Source organism: Exiguobacterium sp. 17-1 (genome assembly GCF_023096305.1).
Taxonomy (GTDB): Bacteria; Bacillota; Bacilli; order Exiguobacteriales; family Exiguobacteriaceae; genus Exiguobacterium_A; species Exiguobacterium_A sibiricum_A.
The window spans coordinates 752464-775783 of sequence record NZ_JALIGJ010000001.1 but is presented as its reverse complement, the minus strand read 5'-3'; the positions used below and the strand labels follow the sequence as shown (position 1 = coordinate 775783).

Below are 23320 nucleotides of genomic sequence, written 5' to 3'. Positions count from 1 at the left end.
GACTGGAGGCAGCTCCATTAAAAACACTTCCGCTTTTCAGGCGGCTTTAAGATGATTCCGATCTCGTATCGGAATCATCTTTTTTTTAGAAGTGAATACAACAATCGGACAGAATAAAAAAACCGAACGGGACCTTTTATCAAGTGTCCCCATTCGGGTAGGTGTTATCCATGCTGTGAATCATTCATTTGTTTAAAGACATCGTCAAGCATCGTCGCTTCATCTTCTTGGCGCAAAATCGCCTGATGCGGACGGTTGATTCGTTTTTCCCATGCTTCCGCCGGGTAAACCGTCCAATTAAACTGCTCCACTTCCTCTAAATAACGGAGCACCGTTTCCAGGGAAGGTTCTTCTTCATATTGTCGTAACCAGTTTGCATAACGTTTATCTGGTTTTCCGTCCTTCAGCAAGATCTTGCCGTTCTCAAGAATAGACCATTTCGGCTTCGCATCGATTTGAAACAGCTCCAAATGTCGGAATGCCTCAATCGTGCGACTCGTGAATGGAATCAAACCATTCTTTTCAACGAGACGTTTTAATCGCAAATGCGTCCGCATCGTCATGAACCGCTTTTCTTCTCCTACCCGCTCTACTAACAAGGTAGGAACCGCGATCGTCTCCATCGTCGTTTCATCAAAAAGTAAACTGTGATCGATATCAATTAATAACATGACCGGTCTCCTTTTGCTTACGTCGCGGTGAAATGAAGGCATAAGACAGACACAAGATGAAGGCAGCGAAACAAAAACCACCGACAACATCCGAGAAGTAATGCACGTTCAAGATAATACGTGACGAACCCATTGCTACAATCAACAGACTAAGAAAAATACCCAAAATAATTTTTCCGGCCCGGTTTAAAAATCGCCAGCTCAGAATCAAAAATCCACCGTACACTGCAAAAGCCATTGAAGAATGACCGCTCGGAAAACTGTAGCCGACTCCGCCAACCAATTCATTAAGTGAAGGACGGTCCCGGACAAAAATCACTTTAGCGACTTGGTTGAGAGCAGCCACTGCCAAAAAACACGACAGATACCATATGCTCCCCACTCGATCTCGCCAAAGGTAATAACTGATTGCGGTTAACAGAACCGTCACCGTCACAGCCCCTACTCCCGATCCTAATTGTGTGAACCAACTGACATAATCAGCCGGTACTTGTTTCGACATGCGATTGGACAATTGAGCGTCAAATAAAAAATAGCCCGTTAATCGGATGGATATGGCGATTCCCAGAAAAATGATGAACGCGATTCCTGAAACGGCTAAAGCTTTTCGATTTAATGTCATCAATACGTCCCTTTCCGTTGCTCAAGTTCTTCTGCCGAGTAATCTTCCTTATCACGTAATCGGTGTGCAAGACGCCCGGACGCATTGGCAGCAATTGCCGCTACGATATCATCCATAAAGGTGTTGACTCGTCCGTCATCGACCTTTGTATCCAGTTCTTTGATAATCCCTATCTTGGCTTTATCCAAATAACCAAATGTCGTTACGGCAATCGAACCATACGTATTGACGGCTCCAATCGCAATCGTTTCGTCGACGCCGAACAATCCTTCATCACTACGAATGATGGATAAAAGCGGTTCAGACAACAGCCCTTTTTCGGCTAAAATATCGAGTTCGGCCCCAACGAGAATCGCGTGTTGCAACTCCCGTTTTTCGAGAACACGTTCCACGGAGCTGACACATGTTTCAAGCGTAAGTTCGATCGTGTATGGTGCTTGCATTTGATACACGATTTCAGCAATTGCGTGAATCGTGACGCCCCGTTCATGCAGCTTATCGATTGCTGCTTGTTTTACTTCTTTAGAATGTGCTTTTTCTTTCATGACAAAATCCACCTCTCTGACAAAGTTCTTCACAAGTATACACGGATTACTACTCTCCCCTCAAACTTCTTTGACATCACACCGATAATCCGTCATGATTATCCTGTAAAGCGTTATCATTTCAGGGGAAAGTAGGGGATTTTCGATGAACATCGGGGTAGTTTTGTTTCCATCGAAACGGATTCAGGATTTTGCGAATTCATACCGAAAACGGTACGATTCCAAGTATGCGTTAATCACACCACACATTACGATGCGAGAACGGATCAGTGTCGATGATGCTGAACTTGATTCCATCGTAGCTGCTCTCAATAAAGTAGCAGAACAAACAAAACCAGTTTCACTTCATGTCCAAGGGGCTCGTTCTTTCCATCCGACGAATAATGTCTTATTTTTAAAAGTCATGCCGACGGATGAATTGGAACAATTACATCAAGCCCTGCACACGGGTGATCTTAGTCACACACCCAAGTATGATTTCTTACCTCACATCACAATCGGTCAGGATTTATCCGATGTCGAATTATTCGACGTTCTCGAACGATTGAAAATGGAAGATATCCGTTTCCAAGAAGATGTCACCAAGATGGCTCTGCTTTATGAACTGGAAAACGGTTCATGGAGTGTGTACGAAACGTTCCGATTTACAGGTCAATAACATCAAACTTCCCGGTCGAACTTGCGACCGGGAAGTTTTAGTTCTGGCAAAATCCCATAAGCATTTGCTTGTTCTTCTAACTCGGCATGATGTGGCTCCACACGTTTAATCGGATTAATGCGCGCGACCGGTTCTGTTTTTCGTTCCAAGTCGACTCTTACTTGCCGATTCACATATTGGACTACCGTGAAATCTACCTGGTACATAGAATATCCCTCCCTAAACTTCAGCTCGTTATTCTGTTATTCCCAAAATCTCTTTAAGAAAAACAAAAAAACCAAGGTTCCCCCTGGTTTTGACTGTACAATTTAGTTCGGAACGAACAGAAAATCTTATTATAAGATATGGAAACCGCTGTCGACGTGCAGAATCTCACCCGTGACACCACTCGACATCTGAGACAAGAGGAATAATCCACTTTGACCGATTTGTTCTGTTGTGACATTACGGTGAAGTGGAGCACGCTCTTCGATACTTTCGAGAATCGAATTGAAATCACCGACACCTTTTGCAGATACTGTCCGAACCGGACCAGCTGAAATCGCATTGACGCGAACGCCCTGTTTTCCGTATTCTGCTGCTAAGTAGCGGACACTTGCATCGAGTGCGGCTTTCGCGACGCCCATCACGTTATAGTTCGGGACCATCTTTTCGCCACCAAGATACGTCAATGTAATGACAGATGCATCTTCCGTGAAGAAATCTTTTGCTGCTTTAACGACAGCTGTCAAACTGTATGCCGAGATATCAAGTGCTTGTGCAAATTGTTCACGTGTCACACCTGAAAATTCACCACGTAATGCTTCTTTATCGGCAAAGGCAATCGAGTGAGCGATTCCTGAAATTTGTCCATGGTCGGCATGAATTGTTTCAAATACTTGTGTGATTTCATCATCACTCGTGACATCACATGTATAGTAAGTAGCCGGTCGTGAAAGTTCTTGACCTAACTTTTCGAGTGGTGCCTTGAAGCGCTCTCCGACATACGTAAATGCAAGGCTTGCCCCTGCTGCATCAAGAGCACGTGCGATTCCCCACGCGATTGATCGTTGATTGATGACACCCATTACAACATACGTCTTTCCCTCAAGCGAAGGATAAATATTCATTATGAGTTCCCCCTTAAATTAGTACCTGGTAATAACACCTATATCTAGGTTACAAAAACGTAACGCTTCTGTCAACCGTCGCTCTTGATATTGCGATTTTGATAAATTACGGTAATATAGAAAGAGACAGAAAGTAGGGATGGAATGAACCGTTTTAAATCATTTACACAACGTTATGATAACACGTTGCTTTTTTTGCTCGGTTGTTTGATGATCATCAGTGTCATCGCAATCTATACCGCGCAACCTTTCTTACAGGGAGCAATCAGTGAAATCAATTTCATGGCCAAACAGATTCAGTGGTATATCATCGGATTTATCGCACTGTCTGTCGTCATTTTCATCGATTATGAGCAACTGAAACGTTTTCATTGGTACTTATATGGGGCAGGGATCGTCTCACTGATCGGTCTCGTTGTTTTACGTGGTACGCCGTTGGTCGCAAACATCAAAGGAGCATACGGCTGGTATCAGCTCCCCGTCATCGGAACCGTTCAACCGGCTGAATTCATGAAATTTTTCTTGATTGTCTCACTGGCTGCCGTCATTTCGGAACACAACGCCCGGTATGTCCAACATGAACGGGACTTTCTGCTGTTAATCAAGATGGTCGCTCTCACATTGCTTCCACTCGCTTTGATCATCATCCAACCGGACTTAGGAATCGGCTTGATTCTCTGTGTCATCTTATCTTGTGCCATGTTACTGTCCGGTTTGAACTGGAAATGGTTGCTCACTATGTTCGGCTTGTTGACCGTCGCGATCGTCGGATTCTTTTATCTGTTTTATTTCCAAAATGATTTACTCGCCACCTTCTTCCCGGGGCATGCGATGAACCGGATTATGGCCTGGTTACAGCCGTTTGAATATGCGGATGACCTTTCCTATCAGTTGGTCCAGTCGATTAACGCTATCGGTTCAGGGCAGATGTTTGGTGTCGGGTACGGAAAACTGCAAGTATCGGTTCCCGAACTGCACACCGATTTTATCTTCACTGCGATTTCAGCTCACTACGGCTTTATCGGTGCGGCTGTCGTTCTAATTATCCTGTTCCTATTCATCTACCGGTTGATTCAAATCGCGCTGGAAACAGCAGATCCGTTTGGAACGTATATCGTGACGGGTTATGTCGCCATGTTCACATTCCAGATCTTCCAAAACATCGGTATGACGATGGGTGTCTTACCGATCACAGGTCTCCCGCTTCCCTTTATTAGTTACGGAGGGTCGACGATGATTGTTAACTTGGTTGGACTCGGCTTAATTATGGCCATCGCTTCACAGTCCCGCATCTCTATGTTTGATGAAGATTAACGTCAAAAAAGAGTGGCATCCAGTCGGGTGCCACTCTTTTTGTATTCACGAAAGACTTAAGTCGTCCGGCAACGGTGCGACGAACGTCATCACCTCACCTGTCCCCGGATGTGGAAACGTAGCAGACGCACTGTGTAATGCTTGTCTCGCAATCAATGGTGTGCCTTTATACATCGTATCTCCGACTAACGGATGACCAAGTGCTGCGAGATGGACCCGGATTTGATGCGTCCTGCCCGTTTCCAGTTTAATCGTCAATCGAGACAATTCACGCGAAAAAGCAGTAATCCGCTCACTCGTTAAGATATGCGTGATCGCCTGTTGACCATCCTCCCGGACCATTCTTTCCATGAAGGAATGATCGGTTTGACCGATTGGAAGATCAATCGTCTGAGGTTTGATTGATCCTTCAATCAACGCCACATACCGGCGATCGAGCAAGCCATTCTGTTGCATCTTGCTCAACTGATGATGCGCAAGGGCATGTTTCGCAAACACGACCAGACCGCTCGTATCCCGGTCCAACCGATTGACGATATGAATCGCATATGGAATTTGATGTTGCTTATAATAACCGAGGACAAAATTGGATAATGACCGCTCCGGATGAAGTCGGGACGGAATGGAAGCCATTCCCGGCGGTTTGTTGACAATCAACAGCCACTCGTCTTCAAAAAGGATATCGAGTTCCCCGCTTGTCGCATGCATATCGTGTGCAGGCTGTTCGTCAGGAAACCGGACGTGAATCCGGTCTCCTGTATGAACGGGCTCGTTCACGTTGACATGTTGTCCATTCCGTAAAATATCCCCATGGTGTTTGATCGAAACCAACATTTTTCGGGAAATATGCAGGCGCGTCGTACAAAAATGACCGACACTCCAACCTTCTTCAATGGAAGTTACTTGTTGTTCAATTTGAAATGCCATCACGTTACCTCTTTTAATTAACTTCTTTCTTCTGCTAAAAACGATTCTCGGACTCGTTGCCAAAACGGGAAAGAGCGGAATCGAGCGAATTTGACTTTTTTATCAGACACACGACAGCGAATCGATTTAACATTTTGATGCACAATCGATGCATAATGATCGTATGTTAATTGAAAATCAATCGGATTGACCGGTCGAATCTCGACATCGTGGTGCTTCGGCAATAACATTGGGGAACCAATCGTCCGATACACGCGATTATTGATTGAAGCCATTTCCGTAATCTGAATCGCTTCGAGCGCCGGATGAACGATTGCCCCACCCAAGGCTTTGTTATACGCTGTTGAGCCGGATGGAGTTGAAATACACAGACCATCTCCCCGAAACGTTTCAAAATACTCTCCGCGGATCGACAGGTCACAGACGAGCGTCTGATTAAAGCTTTTAATCGTACATTCGTTTAATGCCAATAGTTTATTCGTCGATCCGTCTGCATAATCAATTGATAATTCAAGCAGCGGATATTCAACGGTCGCTATGTTGTCGTCCGCGATATGTTGAATCAATTCTTCCATTTCTTCCGGTCTCCAGTCGGCATAAAAGCCCAGGTGTCCGGTGTGAATCCCGACCAGCGTGATTTCCTCGACCTGATCCAAATAAGAATGGAAGGCTTGCAACATCGTACCGTCCCCGCCGATTGAAATCACGATTTCAGGAGTAACGACGTCTCGATGACTTCCTCGTTCGATCAACGCCTGTTCTACTTGTTCCTTCAGCATATGGGAACGTTCATCGCCCCGCGCCGTAACCGCAAAACGCATCGTCATCCTCCTACTCTTTTGTTCGATTCTTTGCTTCGGTCGCCTCTCGTTCATGTAAAACGACTTGAGCATCTTGTATCTCGACTTTCAGTTGACTCATCTCCGCATCCAGCAGAAACGCTGCTTCAGCCGCACGTCGCAAGCGTTCCCGCGTCTCTTCCGGAATATTCCCCTGGTATTTATAATTCAAAGAGTGTTCAATCGTCGCCCAAAAGTTCATTGCGAGTGTCCGAATTTGAATCTCGACGAGTGTCGGAATTTCGCCTTCAATCGTTTGGACAGGATACGCAATGATGATATGGTACGAACGATATCCACTCTCCTTCTTTTGTGTAATATAGTTGCGTTCCTCTACAATCTTAAAGTCTCCCCGTGAACGTAACAGTTCTAATACATGGATGATGTCATCCACGAATTGGCACATGATTCGGAGACCAGCTATGTCCTGCATGTCCTGCTCCAATAACTCGATATCAATCGATTTTCGTTCAGCCTTCTGTAAGATACTTTTTACAGGTTTGACACGTCCTGTGACAAATTCAATCGGTGAATGTTCCCCACGTTGTTGAAATTGTTTTCGAATGGCTTTTAATTTTACTTTTAATTCATCCACTGCGATTTGATACGGTGCGAGAAATAAGTCCCAATTTTCTTTTGTCATCGTTATTGTCACCACTTTTAGTCTAAATTGTTAGTTCGATTCGTTCCACTACACCATTCATGGTATCATATTTTCAAGCATTCAACTAGAAAGGTGTGGTCGGGAATGAGACAAGAAATGGAAATTGAATTTAAAAACCTGTTAAACGAATCTGAATACACGAAATTGATGAAACGGTACAATACATCCGGGTCTTCTGTTTGGCAAGCAAATGACTATTTCGATACCCCCACGTTTGAACTGCGTAGCCACGGTGCTGCCCTGCGTATTCGTGAAAAGAAGACTGGTTTGGTTTTGACGTTGAAAGAACCGCAAGACGACGGGTTACTTGAAACACATGTATCTTTGTCTGAACAAGAGGCGGAAGATTTATTTCAATACGGTCTGATTCACTCAGCTGAAATGAATCAACAATTGGAAAAATTTCATCTAACAACTTCACTAGAACATTTAGGTCGTCTTGAAACAGAGCGCTTCGAAAAACAATTGGAAAGTGGATTGTTGGTGTTAGATCAAAGCACTTATTTAGGGACAACGGATTATGAACTTGAATTTGAAGTGACAGACTATGCGACCGGTAAACTTTCGTTTGAAGAATTGTTGCAAACAAACGACATTCATGTTCGCGAAACAAAAAATAAAATCGTCCGTTTTATGGACCGTAAAGCGCTTACACGTTAATCGTGTAGAAATGTACAAGCAAAACCTTTGCTCTTTCTTTTTTTTCGTTGCTAAAATAGGGTAACGATAATAAAAGAAAAGGGGTGAACGGATGGAACACGAACAATGCAACGGCTCATATTGTTCATTGGACGAACCATCAATTCAGCAACCGACGAAACCTCTGGAAATCTATCATTTTCTAGACGTCACACAAACGGATGGTTTACGGTTGATTCCCGTTCTCAAGAAGTTAGAATTAGAATACGGTCATCTATTCCGTCTCCGGACGATTGCAACCATTCCTTGCGCACCTTCGCGATCTGCGTGTGATATGTCACCATTGCTGATTCTAAAAGCTATTGAATTGCAAGGTAAAACGTTTGGTATGCGATTCATGCGTCGTTTACGGATGTTGCATAATGTCGAAGGAAAAAGCGCTTATTCGCGTTCCTCTTTAATGCGCCTAGCAGAAGCACTAACGGAATTTGGTCTTGATTTAGCAGAATTCCATCGTGATATCGAATCAGATACCATTCAATTGATGCTCGAAAAAGAGACTGAACTGGTGACCGATTGGGACGTACGTATTCTGCCAACGCTTGCTTTTGTTGGAGATGAGGAAGCAATCAAGGCGGAAGGCCATTACGAATACTTGGTTTATGTATCGATTCTAAACGAGTTGTTAGAACAACCTTTCGAGAAGCAGGCAAAGCCTCCCCTCGAACAGTTCTTGAGACGGTATGACACAGCAACCACTTCTGAAATCGCATTTATCTATGATGCATCGGAAGCACAGATTGAGCACGAATTGAAAAAGTTAATGCTTCAACAAAAATGCGTTTCACTCACGTATTGTGACGGTAAAGTATGGCGTCACTTAAAAGACTCTGCCCATGCTTAACTCAAAGAAGCAGCTTCCACGTCAATCGCGGAAGCTGCTTCTTTGTCGTTCTTTTAAACTTGGATGGGGGAAAAGAGAATCATCAGGGGAATGTGATTCGCTTCACATGTTTAGTATAAACGAATATCCTTCTCCCCGAAAGTTCTTTGTTCATGTTTTCACAAAATTGTCATTCTCCGAGTAGCGCTTCAAATTCATCGAGTACCCGTTCGAATTGACGAAGGGCTGCTTCAACCGGAGCTTTCGTCGTCATATCGACGCCGGCCGCCTTGAGGACTTCGATTGGATAATCACTTGATCCTGCTTTGAGGAAGTTATTGATATATCGCTCGACCGCCGGCTCCCCTTCTTCTAAGATTTGCGAAGTCAGTGCTGCTGCTGCAGAAATACCTGTCGCATACTGATAGACATAGTAGTTGTAATAAAAGTGTGGAATTCGTGCCCATTCTAAACCGATTTCTTCATCTAACACGATACCCTCACCAAAATACGTTTCATTTAGGGCATAATACGTCTTAGTTAAGAATTCAGGTGTCAGAGCTTGTCCAAGACGTGCCGCTTCATGAATTTGGTGTTCGAACTCTGCAAACATCGTCTGGCGGAATAACGTTCCACGGAATGTTTCCAATTGGTTGTTCAGTAGATACAGTTTCTCGTTTTTATCTGTCACACGTTTCAATAAATAATCATTTAGGAGTGCTTCGTTTGTCGTCGACGCTACCTCAGCAACGAAGATCGAATAATCACCATAGGCATATGGTTGATTCTGACGTGTATAGTAGCTGTGTACTGAGTGACCAAACTCGTGCGCTAACGTAAACAGATTGTTGACGTTATCCTGCCAGTTCATCAAGATGAACGGCTGTGTATCGTATGCGCCTGACGAATAGGCACCACTCCGCTTACCACGTGTTTCACGGACATCAACCCAGCGTTCCGCAAGACCTTCTTCGAGAATATGTTTATATTCAGATCCTAGTGGAGCTAATCCATCTACCATCAATTGTTTGGCTTCTTCGTATGTTACCTTCATTTCGACTTCACTGACGAGCGGTGTATACATATCATACATATGCAGTTCATCGACGCCTAAAATCCGTTTACGTAAAGCAACATAACGGTGTAACAACGGAAGGTGTTCGTGAACCGCTTCAATCAATCCGTCATATACTTGTTCCGGAATCGTGTTTCCGTGTAACGCTGATTCGCGGGCAGTTTTGAACTTCCGGACCTCGGCATAGAAGTTATCTTTTTTGACCGAACCGGCTAAAGTGGAGGCTAATGTGTTCGTATACTGGCTATACGTCCCGTACATCGCTTTAAACGCTGCCTCTCGAACAGAACGGTCTTTTGACTCCATGAACGTGATAAAACGTCCGTGCGTCAGTTCTGCCTCTTCTCCGTCCTCCCCTTTGATTTTAGGGAATTTCATATCCGCATTATTCAGCATGCCAAACGTCGTTCCCGATTGTCCGAGGACTTCTCCTGCTTTTGCGAGAATCGCTTCTTCCGCTTCTGACAAGACGTGTTCCCGTTCACGGTTCAACTCGTCAAACGCGTGACGGTAAAGCGCTAAATCTGGATTCTGATCCAAGTAAGAAGCGATCGTCTCTTCTGGAACTTCTAACAGCTCAGGTGTCATGAATGCTAATGTCGCACCAATTTGCGAAGCCAGCGTCCGGGCACGGTCATTCATCGCCTGATAAAAACTATCCGCTGTATTCTCATCGTAACGCATATGTGCATATGTATAGAGCTTATGCAGCCGTCTTGAGATTTCGTCACGAAGTTGAAGTCCTTCAAATAAAGTTGCATCCGACTGTGCAAGACGCCCTTTATACTCGACAAGTAGTGGAAGCATTGCTTTCACTGACTCAAATTCTTCTTCCCATTTTTCGTTCGTTTCATAAATAGATTCTAAATTCCACGTCTCTTCGTTCTTAACGTCTTTTCGTGTTAATACTTCTGCCATTTGAATCACTCCTTTACTTCATTTATACCTGTTTCCCTTTCGACAAACAAACGAAGCGCTCCTGCTAACTTTTGATCTTCTTCCAAGCGAGTTGGTAAATCAACAGGACGGTTTTGAAAAAGTTCAGACAGGTGGTAGTGAAGAAAATTGATCATCGCCATCCATTCTTCAATCAGAACATATAAATCAGATAGCTCATATGGAATCTTCGACTGTGTCAAACATTCTGTGAGGATTGAAAGGAGATCAGGCACGGAGTAATTTCCTTTTAAACGAAGGTAAACTGCTATTTGAATTTCAAAAGGATGGACAGGTACGGACAGTAACGGGGATAAGGGCAAAAAACACCAGGATGGAAGTGTAGAGACGCAAAGATTGGACTGATAAAGAGGAAAGCGTACATAACGATGCGGCAACGAAGAAAAGAAAGGACGAAGCCGATAGTGTTTTATCAGTTTCGTCCATGGTCGTTCGAGGAATTGTCGCGGTACCGGACGTGGGAAAAGAAATTGTTCCACTGACAAGGACACGCGTTGACAGATTACAAAACGTTGTGCGAACGGAAGTGGATGCATATAGCGGATGATTTGTTCCTGCTCGACTAAATCAATATAACCATTCTTCATAAATGCCGGCTTCATCCAGCCATCGAGCTTAAGAAACCGACCGTTCGACTCATGAAACCCAATCCACCGCACTTGGTATCCACCTTGTTGATCGATCGACCATCTCCGTCGCCATTCTTCAGCGCTCATTTTCGAGCGCTGAATCTCAATCCCGATTTCTCCGGGCCATATTAAAAGATCAAATCGTCTTCGTCCCCGTACAGCCTCAATTTCAACCTTGAATCGCAGATTTTCAAAATAGGTAGCAAGTCGCTTTTTCCAAAATTGATGTTCTGACGATTCACCGGTACATGCCGTCATGTGAACAAAATGAAGCCGTTTTTTTCCTTGTCGGATCCGAAGGCGTGTTTGGCAATACGGACAGTACAGTATTTTGCCTGCTAACGATTGTAAGGTCTCAAGCTGACTGTTGATTCGATTTCCTTGCTCATCCATCGCCTCAAACATCTTACCCCCTCCTCACTAGAGCAACGGTGAAAATAACCGCGAAATTGATTCAATCAAACGTTGACTAAAACTCCTTTGAATAAATACACTGCGTTCAACCTGTGAAGAATTTGAAAAATCTTCATAAAAATCACGTGTCAATTCATGGACGGAATTTGTACCGTATAAAAAGGCATTTACTTCAAAGTTCAAATGGAAACTTCTTAAGTCCATATTCGCTGTCCCGATTGTCGCAATCGCATCATCGACTACAATGACTTTTGAGTGCATGAATCCTTTGTTGTATTCGTAAATCTTTACACCTGCTAATAATAAGTCGTCAAAATAAGAGCGACTGGCATAAAAAACAACTTTATGGTCCGGGAAACTCGGCAAGAGGATTCGGACATCAATACCAGACATGGCTGCGGTCTTCAAAGCTGTCATCAAGTCTTCGTCCGGAATTAAATAAGGAGAAGCGATATAAACCGAACTGCGGGCTTCCGTGATTAAACCAAAGTATAAAGACTTCATTGTTTCATGGGGTTCATCCGGTCCGCTCGCAATGATTTGGACGCCCCCTGTCGCCTCCTGCATGACTTCAAGCGGTTTCATGTAATACGGTGTAAACAACCTTTCTCCCGTCATATAGTACCAGTCCTGAAGGAAAATCAGTTGCAACTCCGAAACTGCTTCTCCTCTGACCAGCAGATGGGTATCTCGCCAAAATCCAAACATCTTATCTTTTCCCATATACTCGTCTCCAACATTGATTCCACCCGTGAAAGCAACTGTACCGTCAATGACAACGATTTTCCGATGATTGCGGTAATTGGATTTACTCGAGATGAAAGGCAGAACGACAGGGAAAAATGGACGCACTTCGATTCCGACCGCCTCCATTTTTTTAAAGTAGACTTTGTCCGTTGAGAAACAGCCGACGGCATCATACAAAAAACGAACCTCTACCCCGGCTTCTGCACGCTCAATCAAAGCTTCCTGCAATTCAAGCGCAAGTCCGTCATCCCGGACGATATAGTACTCCAAATGAATATGGTGTTCTGCTTGACGGATCTCAGCTAACAACAAAGGAAATTTCTGCTGTCCATTCGTCAATACTTTCGTATGGCTATTATACGAAATCGGCAAGCGGCTGATAGAATCGATAAGTTTAACAACTTTCGTGTAACGTTCATGTTGGAACACCCGATTGTGTATTCCATGATCAAACTGGGTACGATATTTAATGTAAGACTCTTCATCGAGCATTGCTTTCAGACGAAACATTCTTTTTCGTCTATAATTTTGACCAAAGGTGAAATACACGAAAACACCGACGACCGGGAGTGCCATCATGACGAGCGCCCAGACAAGCGTTCGCTCAGGGTTCCGGTTCTCAAGCAAGATGATGACGAATACACTCAGTACGACGAGAATGATGACGAGGGAGAGCCATCCTACCATGTACACACTCCAGTAATAAGAAAGAAACCCGATCAGACTGACTGTCAATAGTAGCGTCATAAGTAATTGGACACGCCGCAACATGGTATCCCCTCCTGTAATTTGTTATGAATGACACACTTTTATGTAGAAGGGACGATTCAAAATGAAAACGTATCTAGTGACTGGTGCAACAAGTGGAATTGGTGAAGCTACCGCCTTACAATTAGCAAAAGAAGGACATACCGTCCTCGCGCTTGGACGAAATGAGGAGCGTGGTAAAGACTTGGAAAGTCGCGGTGAAGGACGAATCCACTTCTTTGCGGTCGACTTGTCTGCGCCTTCAGATATTGATCGGTTTTTCGAAGACACAAAAGAACGATTCCCAACACTTGATGGCATCTTTAACAATGCCGGAACCTTTGGAAAGCCGGTTGCACCAGAGCGTGTGACTGAACAACAAGCCGAAGTCTTTCAAGTCAATTATCATGCACCGGAACAGATCATTCAACATGCTGTCAAACGGCTGAGCCGGGGTGCTTCCATCGTCAATAATAGTGCGATCGTCGGTCATATCAAATTCCCTGCCATGCTCTTGCCGTATGCATCTTCCAAAAGTGCTCTTCTTACGCTTACGAAAACATATGCCGCTCGGTTTCACGGAAAATATCGTTTTAATGCTATTTGTCCCGGTCCTGTCGATACGAAGTTGAGTCATTCTTTATATGGCGGAAAAGATAAGTTTGATTTAGCGATGAAACATCATTTACGTGGTGAAGCAGCTCAACCGTCTGAAATTGCAGAAGTCGTCTGCTTTTTATTATCCGATAAAGCGAGCTACATCAACGGACAAACATTGGTCGTCGATGGCGGGTACACCCTTACTTGATTCTTCTACACAACAAAGGACTGCTTCCAAACAAATTGGAGCAGTCCTTTTCGGTTATATCGTTCGATACATCAGTTAATTCGGAAACTGTTTCCGGATAAACGTAAAGACGTTGTCAGGCACGATTATTTTTCCGTACTCAGCTACAGGATGAATCGTCTGTTCACTAAAGTTCAAGTACTCTGCAATCAGGCTCATCACATTTTCCTGCTCTTCCACTTCAGTCTCATCTTTGAAATGAAGATGCAACAGGTAGAGTCCATCTTTTTGATAAAGCGCGGTCTTTACTTCTTCGAAGATCGGTGCTTCTGCATATTGGCTAAGGGCAATGATATGCTCGAAATCTGTTGTTTCAAATAAGACATCTTGACTGAGTTCCGTTTCTTTTTCTTCCGCATCAGACATCGCGGAACGAAGTAACGAATCCAACTCATCTTCGTCAACTTGCTCTCCGTCAATCGTTGTTTTAGCGATTGTAACGGTGACTTCTAAACCTTTTTCAAATGCCTGTACTTGTATCCATAGTGGACCTTCGAAGGAGATGGACTCTTTTTCATTCGCTTCATCCATCATCTGCCAGAATAGCTGTTCTCCACGCTCACGGTTGTACCAAATCTCGTCTCGGGCGAAGCCGCGGCGTTCGATGTCCGTGTACGTAATGAAGAACTTGACGGTGTTGTCATTGACGCGTTCGATTTTCAATATGTCCACTCCTTTCCTCTCGCTCTTATCTAGTATACGAACGAGCACTTCACATAGATTCAAAAGAATCATTAAACATATAAGGTATATTCCTTTGTTATCTCTATTTTAACCTTTTTAGGCGGTAACAAAAAGCACACTGCTCAGAAAGCAGCGTGCTCGGTGTATATTATTCGTTGACAAGGCGCTGTGCTTCTAATAATTGGAAAGTACGAACTTTACGTGGTAAAAATCGGCGGATTTCATCTTCATTGTATCCAACTTGTAGACGCTTTTCATCAATCAAAATCGGACGGCGCAACAATCCTGGATATTCTTGAATTAAATCATACAAGTGTTGTAATGATAGATTTTCAACCGATACATCTAATTTTGAAAAGACTTTTGAACGGGTCGAAATGATTTCATCCGTTCCGTCTTCTGTCATACGAAGGATCTGTTTAATTTCATCAAGCGATAATGGTTCTGAGAAAATATTGCGTTCCACAAATGGGATTTCATGTTCTTCAAGCCATGCGCGCGCTTTACGACAAGAAGTACAGCTTGGTGAAGTATAGAGTGTTACCATTGAAAAACATCCTCCCCCTGATTTCACATCATTTCTCCTGCGTAAATGTATTACACAGCAGCTGATGATTCTATTACTTGATAGTTTACATTGATTTCAACTGAAATAAAACCCAATATGTTTTGAGATGAAAGAACTTTTCGTAAAAAAACTTGCCAGAGCCACCAGGTGGCTTCAGCAAGCTGGTGTGTGATCAAAGGGTTGAGAAATCGTCTCTTTTGCTTTCGGGAGTTTAATCTCTTTTAATTTTTTTTCGAAAATGTCCCGCAAAAGGCGTTTTTTCAACTTTTTCTTCTTATCACGTTCTTTCATACTCCGACACCTCACTCGGTCCGAAAAAAGAACAGTTAACCAACGAAAGCTAAATTATCATCTTCTACATTACTTAGTATACCACGTTTACCAGATTTCTATTCCTACTTCAGACAATTAATTATGTGAGATTGTCGATTCGACTTCAGGAAATAGTTGCAATTGTCTTCAACTTCACGTAAAGTGTATAGAAATACTTACTCGTGAAAGGAGTTATTTTCTTATGGCAGTTACTCTCGTTACAATCATTGAGCATCCGATTGCTCAAAAATATCTAGAACGATCCGGCTTGAATCATGCCATTTCTGTAGCGGAACAGGCTTTGACACTCGCCACGCAACGTGGCCTTGATGCAGATACGGCGACGAAAGCTGCCTTGCTTCATGATATAGGTCATTACGAATGGTATACGGACGGCACCTGGAATTATGATCTCTACCGTCAGAATGATATCCATGCGATTAAAGGGGCAGAACGGGCACATAAACTGTTGATTCGTCTTGGCGAAGAGCCAGAGCGTGCAAAAGAAATCGCCTTAGCGGTTCTTCTGCATACAGATTCTTATTTACCGCCTGGTACGATCAACCGTACTCCGTTGCAACAATTGGTGCACGATGCAGATACGCTCGAAGAACAACCGGGTGGTCTTCATCATTATGAGAAGATTCCATTCGAAGAAGCCATCAAGCGTCTGCATGCTCTTGATTCGGTTGTCCACCGCTTCAACAACCTTCCTCGTATTGCTTCCGAAAATTAAAAAAAGGCATTCCCGAATTGATTCAGGAATGCCTTTTGATTTGGTTTGATTAGACAAGTTGTGCTTGATATGCTTCGAGTTCTGCATCTGTCATTGAGACGTAATGACCCGGCTCGATTTCGCGTAATGGCGGGATACTCGAATCTTCATTCGATTTCCCAACCGCTCCGCCTGTCGGCCGATCATAAATGATCCGCTTACGTGTCCGCTCATGCTCCGGGTCCGGAAGTGGAATCGCTGATAACAAGGATTTCGTATAAGCATGGACCGGATTTTCATAAAGACGATCCGCGTCACATAATTCTACGAGGTGACCTTGATACATGACTCCGATACGATCTGAGATATATTTGACCATTGATAGATCGTGGGCAATGAACAGATACGTCAGACTGCGATCACGTTGCAACTTCTTCATCAAGTTGACAACCTGTGCTTGAATCGATACATCTAGTGCAGAGATTGGCTCATCGGCAATGATGAAGTCTGGTTCAACGGCTAACGCACGGGCAATCCCGATCCGTTGACGTTGTCCACCTGAGAATTCATGCGGATAACGGCTTGCGTGTTCTTTCGTCAAACCGACCGTTTCAAGAAGATCATACACACGGTCGTTTCGCTCGTCTTTCGACTTGGCAAGACCATGAATATCAATTCCTTCCGCGATGATATCTCCGACTGTCATCCGTGGATTTAATGATGCATATGGATCTTGGAAAATCATTTGCATCGAACGGTTGAATTTCAATTTCTCTTTACGCGATTTTTTAGCATGAACATTTTCACCTTTGAAAAGGACTTCTCCGTCCGTCGCATCGTATAAACCGATGATGGAACGCCCAGTTGTCGATTTTCCACAACCTGACTCTCCAACGAGACCAAGAACTTCCCCTTCGTAGATATCGAATGACAAACCGTCAACCGCTTTAACGACACGGCCACGACCAATATTAAAGTGCTGTTTCAAGTTTTTTACTTCAAGTAATTTACTACGATTCTCCATTACTTTAGACCGCCTTTCAGAAGCGATTTCGCGAATGTGCTATCTGGACGATATTTCAGCGCAAGATCGCGGATGGCTACTGGTGGTTCTACATATGGTGCTTGTGGATGTAATAACCAAGTTGCCGCTTCATGAGTATCTGTGATCGGGAAGAACGGAGGTTCTTTCTCGAAATCAATTTTCATTGCGTACTGATTACGTGGTGCGAATGCATCACCAACTGGTGGATGTAATAAGTTCGGTGGCGTACCAGGAATCGCCGGTAAGTCTTGCGAGCGATCATCAGACGGTCGTGGCATTGATCCAAGCAGTCCCCATGTGTAAGGATGACGTGGCTCATAGAAAATTTCATCAACCGTTCCTTTTTCAATCAACTTCCCAGCATACATAACCGCTACACGGTCTGCCATGTTCGCTACGACACCAAGATCGTGCGTGATAAAGATAATGGCTGTACCTGTTTTTTGTTGAATGTCTTTTAACAACTCAAGAATCTGCGCTTGAATCGTAACATCAAGTGCTGTCGTCGGCTCATCGGCGATCAAGACTTTAGGATTACAAGCCAGTGCAATCGCGATAACAATCCGTTGACGCATCCCACCTGAAAGTTGGTGCGGATACTGCTTCAGACGCGCTTCCGGGTTCGGAATTCCAACAAGTGTCAGTAATTCTAACGTCCGTTTTTTCGCTGCATCGCCTGTCAATCCTTGGTGACGTTTCAAACCTTCTGCAATCTGTTTGAAGATGGTCATCGTCGGATTTAATGATGTCATCGGATCCTGGAAGATCATCGCGATATCACGACCACGGACTTTTTGCATTTCTTTATCTGAGAGTTTGACCAAGTCACGCCCGTCAAACATGATTTCACCTTTTGTGATCTCACCGGGAGGATTCGGAATCAAACGCATGATGGCTTTTGATGTAACCGACTTACCTGAACCAGATTCACCAACGATGGCAAGTGTTTCGCCTTTCTTTAAATCAAACGATACACCGCGGACGGCTTGAACCGTCCCAGCATACGTATGGAAAGCGACAGTCAGGTCGCGTACTGATAAAATAGTTTCCATTGTGGATGAACTCCTCTCTTATTTCCGTTAGCGACGCAGACGTGGGTCGAACGCATCACGTAATCCATCGGCTAGCATGTTAAAGCTGATCATGACAAGTACGAGGATTGTAGACGGGATGACGAGCAAGTAAGGGAATGTTTTTAATTCTTTGTACCCTTCATTGATCAGTGTACCCAGTGATGGTTGTGGTGGAGCAAGACCAAGACCGATGAAGCTTAAGAAAGCCTCGAAGAAGATCGCACCTGGAATCGTGAACATCAATGAAATGATGATTGTACCGAGTGTATTTGGAATCAAATGCTTGAATACTAAACGTGCGCTAGAAGCACCAAGTGTACGTGCTGCGAGAACGAATTCCTGGTTCTTAAGTTTCAGGATCTGTCCACGTACAAGTCGACTCATACCAATCCAGCCGGTGATTGTCATCGCGAGGATGATGGTTGTGATTCCCGGTTCAAGAATCAAGATGAACAAGATGATTAAAATCAAGTTCGGAATCCCTGTCAAGATTTCCGCAATCCGTTGCATGATATTATCGACGCGTCCACCGTAGTAAGCGGAAATACCGCCATACGTGACACCAACTAAAACATCAATAAGCGCTGCGACAAAACCGATGAAGAGTGAAATCCGTGTTCCTTCCCAGACGCGTGACCATAAGTCACGACCGAGATGGTCCGTACCAAACCAGAATGTATCTTTTACTTGTTTCGTTTCATAAAAATCGATCGGCTTTTCACCAAGTGTTGCCATTCCATCAAAACCAGCCCACTCAAGACCTGTGATTTTTGGTGGTAGTTTAGCTTGGGTAATTGTTTGGGTATAAGCATCTCTACCAGACAACATTGGTCCGAATAGTGATAACAGTGCAATGATGACGATGATGACGAGCGACAGGATAGCCGCTTTGTTTTTACGAAGGCGTGTCCACGCATCTTGCCAGAAGTTTAAGCTTTTCCCGGCAATTCGTTCGCCTGCCTGTTCATTAAATTCTACTGGTTGGAACAGCGATGAGTCGAACTGTTCTGCTTTTGCATTTGAATTTTGTTCTGCCATTATTTGCTACCCCCCAAACGAATCCGTGGATCAACGACACCGTACAGAATATCGACGATCAAGATCATCAAGATGAAGACTGCTGAGAAGAACAGTGTTGTCCCCATGATGACCGTGTAGTCATTTTGTGTGATGGATGAAACGAACAATTCACCAAGACCCGGTACTGCAAAGATTTTCTCGATAACGAATGTTCCGGTAATCAAGGCTGCCGTCATCGGTCCAAGAATCGTGATTGCTGGAATCAAGGCATTACGCACCATGTGTTTCCAAGTGATTGATTGACCATCTAGGCCTTTTGCCTTAGCGAGTGTCACGTAATCCTGCCCGGTGACTTCAAGCATTTCCGTTCGAACGAAACGGGCAATCGAGGCCGTTACGCCGAGCGATAAGGAAACGGTCGGAAGAATCGTATGTGCTGGACTTTCCCAGAAGGCTACTGGCAATACGCCCCATTTCACTCCGATATAATATTGAAGAAGTGACGCAAATACGAATGATGGCACGGAAATCCCGAGTACCGAAATGAACATCGCACCATAGTCAACTGCTGTATTGTGGCGAAGAGCCGCGACAACACCTAGAACAAGACCAAGTAATACACCTAGAACAAGGGCTTGAATACCTAATTGAGCGGATGGTCCAATTCGTTCCATAATCAAATCTGTTACTGGACGGCTGTCATATTTAAATGATACGCCGAGGTCCCCTTGTACTAAGTTGACCATGTACGCTGCATAGCGTTGTGGAAGCGGATCATTCAAGTTGTATTTATCCCGCAGGATATCCAACTGTTCAGGAGAAAGTTTCTCCTGGTTTTGGAACGGTGAACCTGGTAACAGATCCATTAGGAAGAAAGTGAACGAAGCGATGAGTAAAAACGTCAGTACGCCGTAAACAAGGCGTTGAGCTAAATAACGGCCCATAGATGGCACCCCCTATAAAGATTTTCTGTTTTTTTCGAAACATCAATAAAATCAGTATGACCCAAAATTGTCGGAACATTCAAGAATTTTGTTATAAAAATTAAAATTCTTTTTTATTTCGGACTGATTGACGCCCCCTGGCCGCTGTTTTTTCACAGTTAACCAATATTTCAGAATTTTTCGTTTGATTCCATTATACTTTGCTAACAAAGTAATTAGAACCTATTTTTTACGAAAAGTTCACATTTCTGCTAACAAAATGAGTTTCCATTCAGAAAAAATCGTATAAAACAGGAGCGTTCCTTGAAAACGTTCTCAAGGACGCTCCGTTTTTCAATTACTTCACATCAACATATTTGTACTGGAAGTCAGCACCAAAGACTTGACGGTTAAAGTCTTTGACCGTCGGACGACTCAAGAATGCGGCACCCGCTTGATAAATCGGTGCGATTGCTTGGTCTTTTTCGATCAATTGTGACTCTGCTTGTTTAAAGAGATCAAGACGTTTTGCGACATCTGATTCTTCGTTGGCAGCATTCAACAATTTATCGTAGGCAGATGATTTGTAATTCACGTCATTTTGACTGTTTGTTGATTCAAAGATCGATAAGTTCGACATTGGATCTTGATAGTCTGGACCCCAAAGCGCATACGACATTTGGTAATCGCCTTTTGCTTCTAGATCAAGTTTATTCTTGAACGGTTGTTGTTTGATTGCAACAGTGACATTCGGAAGGTTTTTCTCGATCTGTCCCTTCATGTATTCACTGATTTTCTTCGCGTCTTCGCTGTCGAATGACAAGAGTTCAATCGTTGCTTTCTTATCACCGTTTGCTTTTTTCCAAAGATCAGCTGCTTCTTTTGCATCCCGGTCGAACCAATTGATGTCGCTTGTGTAATCTTTACCTGCGTCATCTTTGATGAACTCTTTTGGAATGAAGCTTGTAGTCGGAATCGAACCGTTCGCAAGTAACGTATCCGTAATTCCTTTTGGATCGATTGCCCGTGCGATCGCTTTACGTGCGTCGACGTTTTTCATTGTTTCGTCTTCGTTGTTGAATTTCAAGTAAGCGATCGATGAACGAAGTGCTGTCTTGAATTCAGGTTTTGATTCATATGTTGCAACCTGCTCTGAAGTGAGGCCGGCATAATCGATTTCATCTGTATCATACAGATTTACGACCGTTGAATTATCTTTAACGACACTGATTGAGACCTCGTCCAATTTGACGGCATCTTTATCCCAGTAGTTTTCGTTTTTCGTCAGAACACGTTTTGAATCCGTTTTCCAAGATGTCCAAACGAAAGGACCGTTGTACAAAAGCTTATCCGGTTTGAGCGAGAAGTCTTTTTTGTTTTTGTTATAGAAATCTTCGCTGATTGGCGTATACGTTCCGAATGATGTAAGCGAAAGGAAGTATGGTGCCGGACGCTCGAGTGTTACTTCAAGTGTCTTATCGTCAATTGCTTTGACACCTAGCTCGTCAACCGGTTTTTTCCCTTGCGAGACATCAGCGCCATTTTTGACTGTATCGAAGATGTACGCATAACCAGAAGCTGTTTTTGGATCAACGGCACGTTTCCATGCAAATTCAAAATCCTGTGCTTTGACCGGTGTACCGTCGGACCATTTAGAGTCACGTAGCGTGAATGTATATGTGAGGTTATCACTTGAAATATCTGTTTTTTCAGCAAGTGCCGGAATCGCTTTCCCGTCTTTGTCTAAACGGTAGAGACCTTCCATCGTGTTACCGATCATGTTGAAGGCAACTGCATCTGTCGCTTGTGCCGGATCGACCGTCGTAATATCAGACGTATCCGTTAAACGTAAAACTTTTTTGCCTTTAGAAGAACCTGCATCTTTATCTCCGTCACCTGTTGTTGAACAACCTGCAAGCACAACGCTTCCTGCAAGCATAACTGATAACGCAAGACCGACTGTTTTTTTATTCATCGGTGAGTCATCTCCTTTTCTTTTTCAAAACCGCTTCCTACAAACGATTTTTAGACATCTCGTCGAAACTGCCTCAACGTTCCCCAAAACGCATTGACCTAGTTTCAAAAACTTAAACGAAGTGATAAATTGATTTTATGTGAGAATAACAATAACGTCAAGTGAATAGTCACACTATTTGCTATTTTATATGTCCTGAATAGTACAGAGTCGTAACTCCCTTTAACTTTGCGTATAATGAAATCAACATCTTGTCGTAGGAGGTTCATCATGTCTGTTAAACTATTTCGCCCGCTTCTGATTGCCTTGATTTTAACAACGATTTATACGATTTGGGCCGTCGCCACAGATTCTACCCATTCATTGATTTATCACTTATCAGGTGGCTTGTTCATTGCCGGTTTCCTGTTACTCGCTATCGGTTTTTTCTCCAATATGTCTGCCAACGGATTTTTTAAAGGCATCACCGCAGGCTTCAAAAAGCAACGTGAAGCGAAATTGCGGGAAGTCGACGGGGATTATTATGAAGATGAGGATGAGGAAAGCGAACTTTTAGAAGCAAGACAAAAGCGGGCTTCCAACCGGACAGCTCCTTATCTTTCGAGTGGTTTTATCTGTATCGGTGTCTCTTTACTCTTATCGTTCATTTGACGGAATTTTGATGACGATTAGAAGAAACATGTGATAAAGTGGAGATAATGTTATACGAGAACACAGT

26 protein-coding genes and 1 other annotated feature (1 of these 27 cut by a window edge) are annotated in these 23320 nt (G+C 43.6%); of the genes, 7 read left to right on the top strand and 19 right to left on the bottom strand.

What is annotated here, in order from left to right:
- Nucleotides 1-164: 164 nt before the first annotated feature.
- Genes MUN34_RS03750 through MUN34_RS03740 form a run of 3 tightly spaced genes read right to left on the bottom strand, consistent with a single transcriptional unit; the run spans nucleotide 165 to nucleotide 1838 of the window.
- Nucleotides 165-671, bottom strand: a complete 507-nt coding sequence (locus tag MUN34_RS03750; protein ID WP_247856902.1) for an HAD family hydrolase — start codon at nucleotides 669-671, stop codon at nucleotides 165-167.
- Nucleotides 658-1293 (bottom strand): phosphatase PAP2 family protein, encoded by a 636-nt coding sequence (locus MUN34_RS03745; protein WP_051525126.1) that lies wholly within the window; start codon nucleotides 1291-1293, stop codon nucleotides 658-660. Before MUN34_RS03745 ends, MUN34_RS03750 begins: the two co-directional genes overlap by 14 nt.
- On the bottom strand, nucleotides 1293-1838 hold the full coding sequence (locus tag MUN34_RS03740; RefSeq protein WP_026827879.1) for a phosphatidylglycerophosphatase A family protein: 546 nt from the start codon (nucleotides 1836-1838) through the stop codon (nucleotides 1293-1295). Before MUN34_RS03740 ends, MUN34_RS03745 begins: the two co-directional genes overlap by 1 nt.
- A gap of 145 nt (nucleotides 1839-1983) precedes the next feature.
- Between MUN34_RS03740 and MUN34_RS03735 the strand changes: the two genes are divergently transcribed.
- Nucleotides 1984-2496 carry a YjcG family protein gene (locus MUN34_RS03735; RefSeq protein WP_026827878.1) on the top strand — a complete coding sequence of 171 codons (513 nt, stop codon included), beginning with the start codon at nucleotides 1984-1986 and terminating at the stop codon, nucleotides 2494-2496.
- Between the two features lie 2 nt (nucleotides 2497-2498).
- Here the strand turns inward: MUN34_RS03735 and MUN34_RS03730 are convergent, their stop codons facing one another.
- Nucleotides 2499-2702: a hypothetical protein gene (locus MUN34_RS03730; protein WP_026827877.1), complete on the bottom strand. Its 204-nt coding sequence runs from the start codon at nucleotides 2700-2702 to the stop codon at nucleotides 2499-2501.
- A gap of 129 nt (nucleotides 2703-2831) precedes the next feature.
- A complete protein-coding gene (gene fabI, locus MUN34_RS03725; protein WP_026827876.1) occupies nucleotides 2832-3605 on the bottom strand; it encodes an enoyl-ACP reductase FabI in 774 nt (257 codons plus the stop codon).
- Between the two features lie 144 nt (nucleotides 3606-3749).
- Between fabI and MUN34_RS03720 the strand changes: the two genes are divergently transcribed.
- On the top strand, nucleotides 3750-4919 hold the full coding sequence (locus tag MUN34_RS03720; protein ID WP_247856901.1) for an FtsW/RodA/SpoVE family cell cycle protein: 1170 nt from the start codon (nucleotides 3750-3752) through the stop codon (nucleotides 4917-4919).
- Between the two features lie 45 nt (nucleotides 4920-4964).
- On the opposite strand, the gene MUN34_RS03715 is transcribed toward MUN34_RS03720, so the two are convergent.
- Genes MUN34_RS03715 through yjbM form a run of 3 tightly spaced genes read right to left on the bottom strand, consistent with a single transcriptional unit; the run spans nucleotide 4965 to nucleotide 7328 of the window.
- Nucleotides 4965-5846, bottom strand: a complete 882-nt coding sequence (locus tag MUN34_RS03715; RefSeq protein WP_247856900.1) for an RluA family pseudouridine synthase — start codon at nucleotides 5844-5846, stop codon at nucleotides 4965-4967.
- A 17-nt stretch (nucleotides 5847-5863) separates the two neighbouring features.
- A complete protein-coding gene (locus MUN34_RS03710) occupies nucleotides 5864-6667 on the bottom strand; it encodes an NAD kinase (RefSeq protein WP_026827873.1) in 804 nt (267 codons plus the stop codon).
- Between the two features lie 10 nt (nucleotides 6668-6677).
- On the bottom strand, nucleotides 6678-7328 hold the full coding sequence (gene yjbM, locus MUN34_RS03705; protein ID WP_034769792.1) for a GTP diphosphokinase: 651 nt from the start codon (nucleotides 7326-7328) through the stop codon (nucleotides 6678-6680).
- A 105-nt stretch (nucleotides 7329-7433) separates the two neighbouring features.
- Between yjbM and MUN34_RS03700 the strand changes: the two genes are divergently transcribed.
- A complete protein-coding gene (locus MUN34_RS03700; RefSeq protein WP_247856899.1) occupies nucleotides 7434-8009 on the top strand; it encodes a CYTH domain-containing protein in 576 nt (191 codons plus the stop codon).
- 91 nt (nucleotides 8010-8100) lie between these two features.
- Nucleotides 8101-8892, top strand: coding sequence for a DsbA family protein (locus tag MUN34_RS03695; RefSeq protein WP_026827870.1), 792 nt, complete (start codon nucleotides 8101-8103; stop codon nucleotides 8890-8892).
- Between the two features lie 169 nt (nucleotides 8893-9061).
- Here the strand turns inward: MUN34_RS03695 and pepF are convergent, their stop codons facing one another.
- From pepF to cls, 3 genes are read right to left on the bottom strand one after another with little or no spacing between them, the layout of a single operon-like run.
- Nucleotides 9062-10864: an oligoendopeptidase F gene (pepF, locus tag MUN34_RS03690; protein ID WP_026827869.1), complete on the bottom strand. Its 1803-nt coding sequence runs from the start codon at nucleotides 10862-10864 to the stop codon at nucleotides 9062-9064.
- A 5-nt stretch (nucleotides 10865-10869) separates the two neighbouring features.
- Complete coding sequence (locus MUN34_RS03685; protein WP_247856898.1) at nucleotides 10870-11937, bottom strand: competence protein CoiA family protein; 1068 nt, start codon at nucleotides 11935-11937, stop codon at nucleotides 10870-10872.
- Nucleotides 11938-11952: 15 nt separating this feature from the next.
- Complete coding sequence (gene cls, locus MUN34_RS03680; RefSeq protein WP_247856897.1) at nucleotides 11953-13464, bottom strand: cardiolipin synthase; 1512 nt, start codon at nucleotides 13462-13464, stop codon at nucleotides 11953-11955.
- A gap of 61 nt (nucleotides 13465-13525) precedes the next feature.
- Here cls and MUN34_RS03675 point away from each other — a divergent pair, with 61 nt between their 5' ends.
- Nucleotides 13526-14248, top strand: coding sequence for an SDR family NAD(P)-dependent oxidoreductase (locus tag MUN34_RS03675; RefSeq protein ID WP_026827866.1), 723 nt, complete (start codon nucleotides 13526-13528; stop codon nucleotides 14246-14248).
- A gap of 75 nt (nucleotides 14249-14323) precedes the next feature.
- On the opposite strand, the gene mecA is transcribed toward MUN34_RS03675, so the two are convergent.
- The 3 genes from mecA to MUN34_RS03660 all read right to left on the bottom strand — a co-directional run bounded on the left by mecA (nucleotide 14324) and on the right by MUN34_RS03660 (nucleotide 15830).
- The gene (gene mecA / locus MUN34_RS03670) at nucleotides 14324-14959 is read right to left on the bottom strand and encodes an adaptor protein MecA (protein WP_247856896.1); all 636 of its coding nucleotides are present in this window, start codon (nucleotides 14957-14959) and stop codon (nucleotides 14324-14326) included.
- A gap of 160 nt (nucleotides 14960-15119) precedes the next feature.
- A complete protein-coding gene (spxA, locus tag MUN34_RS03665; protein ID WP_012370920.1) occupies nucleotides 15120-15518 on the bottom strand; it encodes a transcriptional regulator SpxA in 399 nt (132 codons plus the stop codon).
- 174 nt (nucleotides 15519-15692) lie between these two features.
- A complete protein-coding gene (locus tag MUN34_RS03660; RefSeq protein ID WP_012370921.1) occupies nucleotides 15693-15830 on the bottom strand; it encodes a hypothetical protein in 138 nt (45 codons plus the stop codon).
- 223 nt (nucleotides 15831-16053) lie between these two features.
- On the opposite strand from MUN34_RS03660, the gene MUN34_RS03655 reads away from it, so the two are divergent.
- Entirely contained in the window at nucleotides 16054-16587 is a 534-nt protein-coding gene (locus MUN34_RS03655; protein ID WP_026827864.1) for an HD domain-containing protein, read from the top strand.
- Between the two features lie 49 nt (nucleotides 16588-16636).
- Here MUN34_RS03655 and MUN34_RS03650 read toward each other — a convergent pair whose 3' ends face one another.
- From MUN34_RS03650 to MUN34_RS03630, 5 genes are all read right to left on the bottom strand, one after another.
- On the bottom strand, nucleotides 16637-17590 hold the full coding sequence (locus tag MUN34_RS03650; protein WP_026827863.1) for an ABC transporter ATP-binding protein: 954 nt from the start codon (nucleotides 17588-17590) through the stop codon (nucleotides 16637-16639).
- Nucleotides 17590-18663 carry an ABC transporter ATP-binding protein gene (locus MUN34_RS03645; RefSeq protein WP_026827862.1) on the bottom strand — a complete coding sequence of 358 codons (1074 nt, stop codon included), beginning with the start codon at nucleotides 18661-18663 and terminating at the stop codon, nucleotides 17590-17592. Before MUN34_RS03645 ends, MUN34_RS03650 begins: the two co-directional genes overlap by 1 nt.
- A gap of 27 nt (nucleotides 18664-18690) precedes the next feature.
- Nucleotides 18691-19722, bottom strand: coding sequence for an oligopeptide ABC transporter permease (gene opp3C, locus MUN34_RS03640; protein WP_026827861.1), 1032 nt, complete (start codon nucleotides 19720-19722; stop codon nucleotides 18691-18693).
- Nucleotides 19722-20648, bottom strand: a complete 927-nt coding sequence (opp3b, locus tag MUN34_RS03635) for an oligopeptide ABC transporter permease (protein WP_026827860.1) — start codon at nucleotides 20646-20648, stop codon at nucleotides 19722-19724. Before opp3b ends, opp3C begins: the two co-directional genes overlap by 1 nt.
- Before the next feature lie 337 nt (nucleotides 20649-20985).
- Complete coding sequence (locus tag MUN34_RS03630; RefSeq protein ID WP_247856895.1) at nucleotides 20986-22602, bottom strand: peptide ABC transporter substrate-binding protein; 1617 nt, start codon at nucleotides 22600-22602, stop codon at nucleotides 20986-20988.
- A gap of 270 nt (nucleotides 22603-22872) precedes the next feature.
- On the opposite strand from MUN34_RS03630, the gene MUN34_RS03625 reads away from it, so the two are divergent.
- Nucleotides 22873-23253 carry a DUF3899 domain-containing protein gene (locus tag MUN34_RS03625; RefSeq protein WP_026827858.1) on the top strand — a complete coding sequence of 127 codons (381 nt, stop codon included), beginning with the start codon at nucleotides 22873-22875 and terminating at the stop codon, nucleotides 23251-23253.
- Between the two features lie 56 nt (nucleotides 23254-23309).
- Nucleotides 23310-23320, top strand: a binding site (T-box leader) (it continues 194 nt past the right edge of the window).

Coding starts and splice junctions, on each gene's coding strand:
- MUN34_RS03750 (WP_247856902.1), bottom strand. CDS start 671: ATGTTATTAATTGATATCGATCACAGTTTACTTTTTGATGAAACGACG.
- MUN34_RS03745 (WP_051525126.1), bottom strand. CDS start 1,293: ATGACATTAAATCGAAAAGCTTTAGCCGTTTCAGGAATCGCGTTCATC.
- MUN34_RS03740 (WP_026827879.1), bottom strand. CDS start 1,838: ATGAAAGAAAAAGCACATTCTAAAGAAGTAAAACAAGCAGCAATCGAT.
- MUN34_RS03735 (WP_026827878.1), top strand. CDS start 1,984: ATGAACATCGGGGTAGTTTTGTTTCCATCGAAACGGATTCAGGATTTT.
- MUN34_RS03730 (WP_026827877.1), bottom strand. CDS start 2,702: ATGTACCAGGTAGATTTCACGGTAGTCCAATATGTGAATCGGCAAGTA.
- fabI (WP_026827876.1), bottom strand. CDS start 3,605: ATGAATATTTATCCTTCGCTTGAGGGAAAGACGTATGTTGTAATGGGT.
- MUN34_RS03720 (WP_247856901.1), top strand. CDS start 3,750: ATGAACCGTTTTAAATCATTTACACAACGTTATGATAACACGTTGCTT.
- MUN34_RS03715 (WP_247856900.1), bottom strand. CDS start 5,846: ATGGCATTTCAAATTGAACAACAAGTAACTTCCATTGAAGAAGGTTGG.
- MUN34_RS03710 (WP_026827873.1), bottom strand. CDS start 6,667: ATGCGTTTTGCGGTTACGGCGCGGGGCGATGAACGTTCCCATATGCTG.
- yjbM (WP_034769792.1), bottom strand. CDS start 7,328: ATGACAAAAGAAAATTGGGACTTATTTCTCGCACCGTATCAAATCGCA.
- MUN34_RS03700 (WP_247856899.1), top strand. CDS start 7,434: ATGAGACAAGAAATGGAAATTGAATTTAAAAACCTGTTAAACGAATCT.
- MUN34_RS03695 (WP_026827870.1), top strand. CDS start 8,101: ATGGAACACGAACAATGCAACGGCTCATATTGTTCATTGGACGAACCA.
- pepF (WP_026827869.1), bottom strand. CDS start 10,864: ATGGCAGAAGTATTAACACGAAAAGACGTTAAGAACGAAGAGACGTGG.
- MUN34_RS03685 (WP_247856898.1), bottom strand. CDS start 11,937: ATGTTTGAGGCGATGGATGAGCAAGGAAATCGAATCAACAGTCAGCTT.
- cls (WP_247856897.1), bottom strand. CDS start 13,464: ATGTTGCGGCGTGTCCAATTACTTATGACGCTACTATTGACAGTCAGT.
- MUN34_RS03675 (WP_026827866.1), top strand. CDS start 13,526: ATGAAAACGTATCTAGTGACTGGTGCAACAAGTGGAATTGGTGAAGCT.
- spxA (WP_012370920.1), bottom strand. CDS start 15,518: ATGGTAACACTCTATACTTCACCAAGCTGTACTTCTTGTCGTAAAGCG.
- MUN34_RS03660 (WP_012370921.1), bottom strand. CDS start 15,830: ATGAAAGAACGTGATAAGAAGAAAAAGTTGAAAAAACGCCTTTTGCGG.
- MUN34_RS03655 (WP_026827864.1), top strand. CDS start 16,054: ATGGCAGTTACTCTCGTTACAATCATTGAGCATCCGATTGCTCAAAAA.
- MUN34_RS03650 (WP_026827863.1), bottom strand. CDS start 17,590: ATGGAGAATCGTAGTAAATTACTTGAAGTAAAAAACTTGAAACAGCAC.
- MUN34_RS03645 (WP_026827862.1), bottom strand. CDS start 18,663: ATGGAAACTATTTTATCAGTACGCGACCTGACTGTCGCTTTCCATACG.
- opp3C (WP_026827861.1), bottom strand. CDS start 19,722: ATGGCAGAACAAAATTCAAATGCAAAAGCAGAACAGTTCGACTCATCG.
- opp3b (WP_026827860.1), bottom strand. CDS start 20,648: ATGGGCCGTTATTTAGCTCAACGCCTTGTTTACGGCGTACTGACGTTT.
- MUN34_RS03630 (WP_247856895.1), bottom strand. CDS start 22,602: ATGAATAAAAAAACAGTCGGTCTTGCGTTATCAGTTATGCTTGCAGGA.
- MUN34_RS03625 (WP_026827858.1), top strand. CDS start 22,873: ATGTCTGTTAAACTATTTCGCCCGCTTCTGATTGCCTTGATTTTAACA.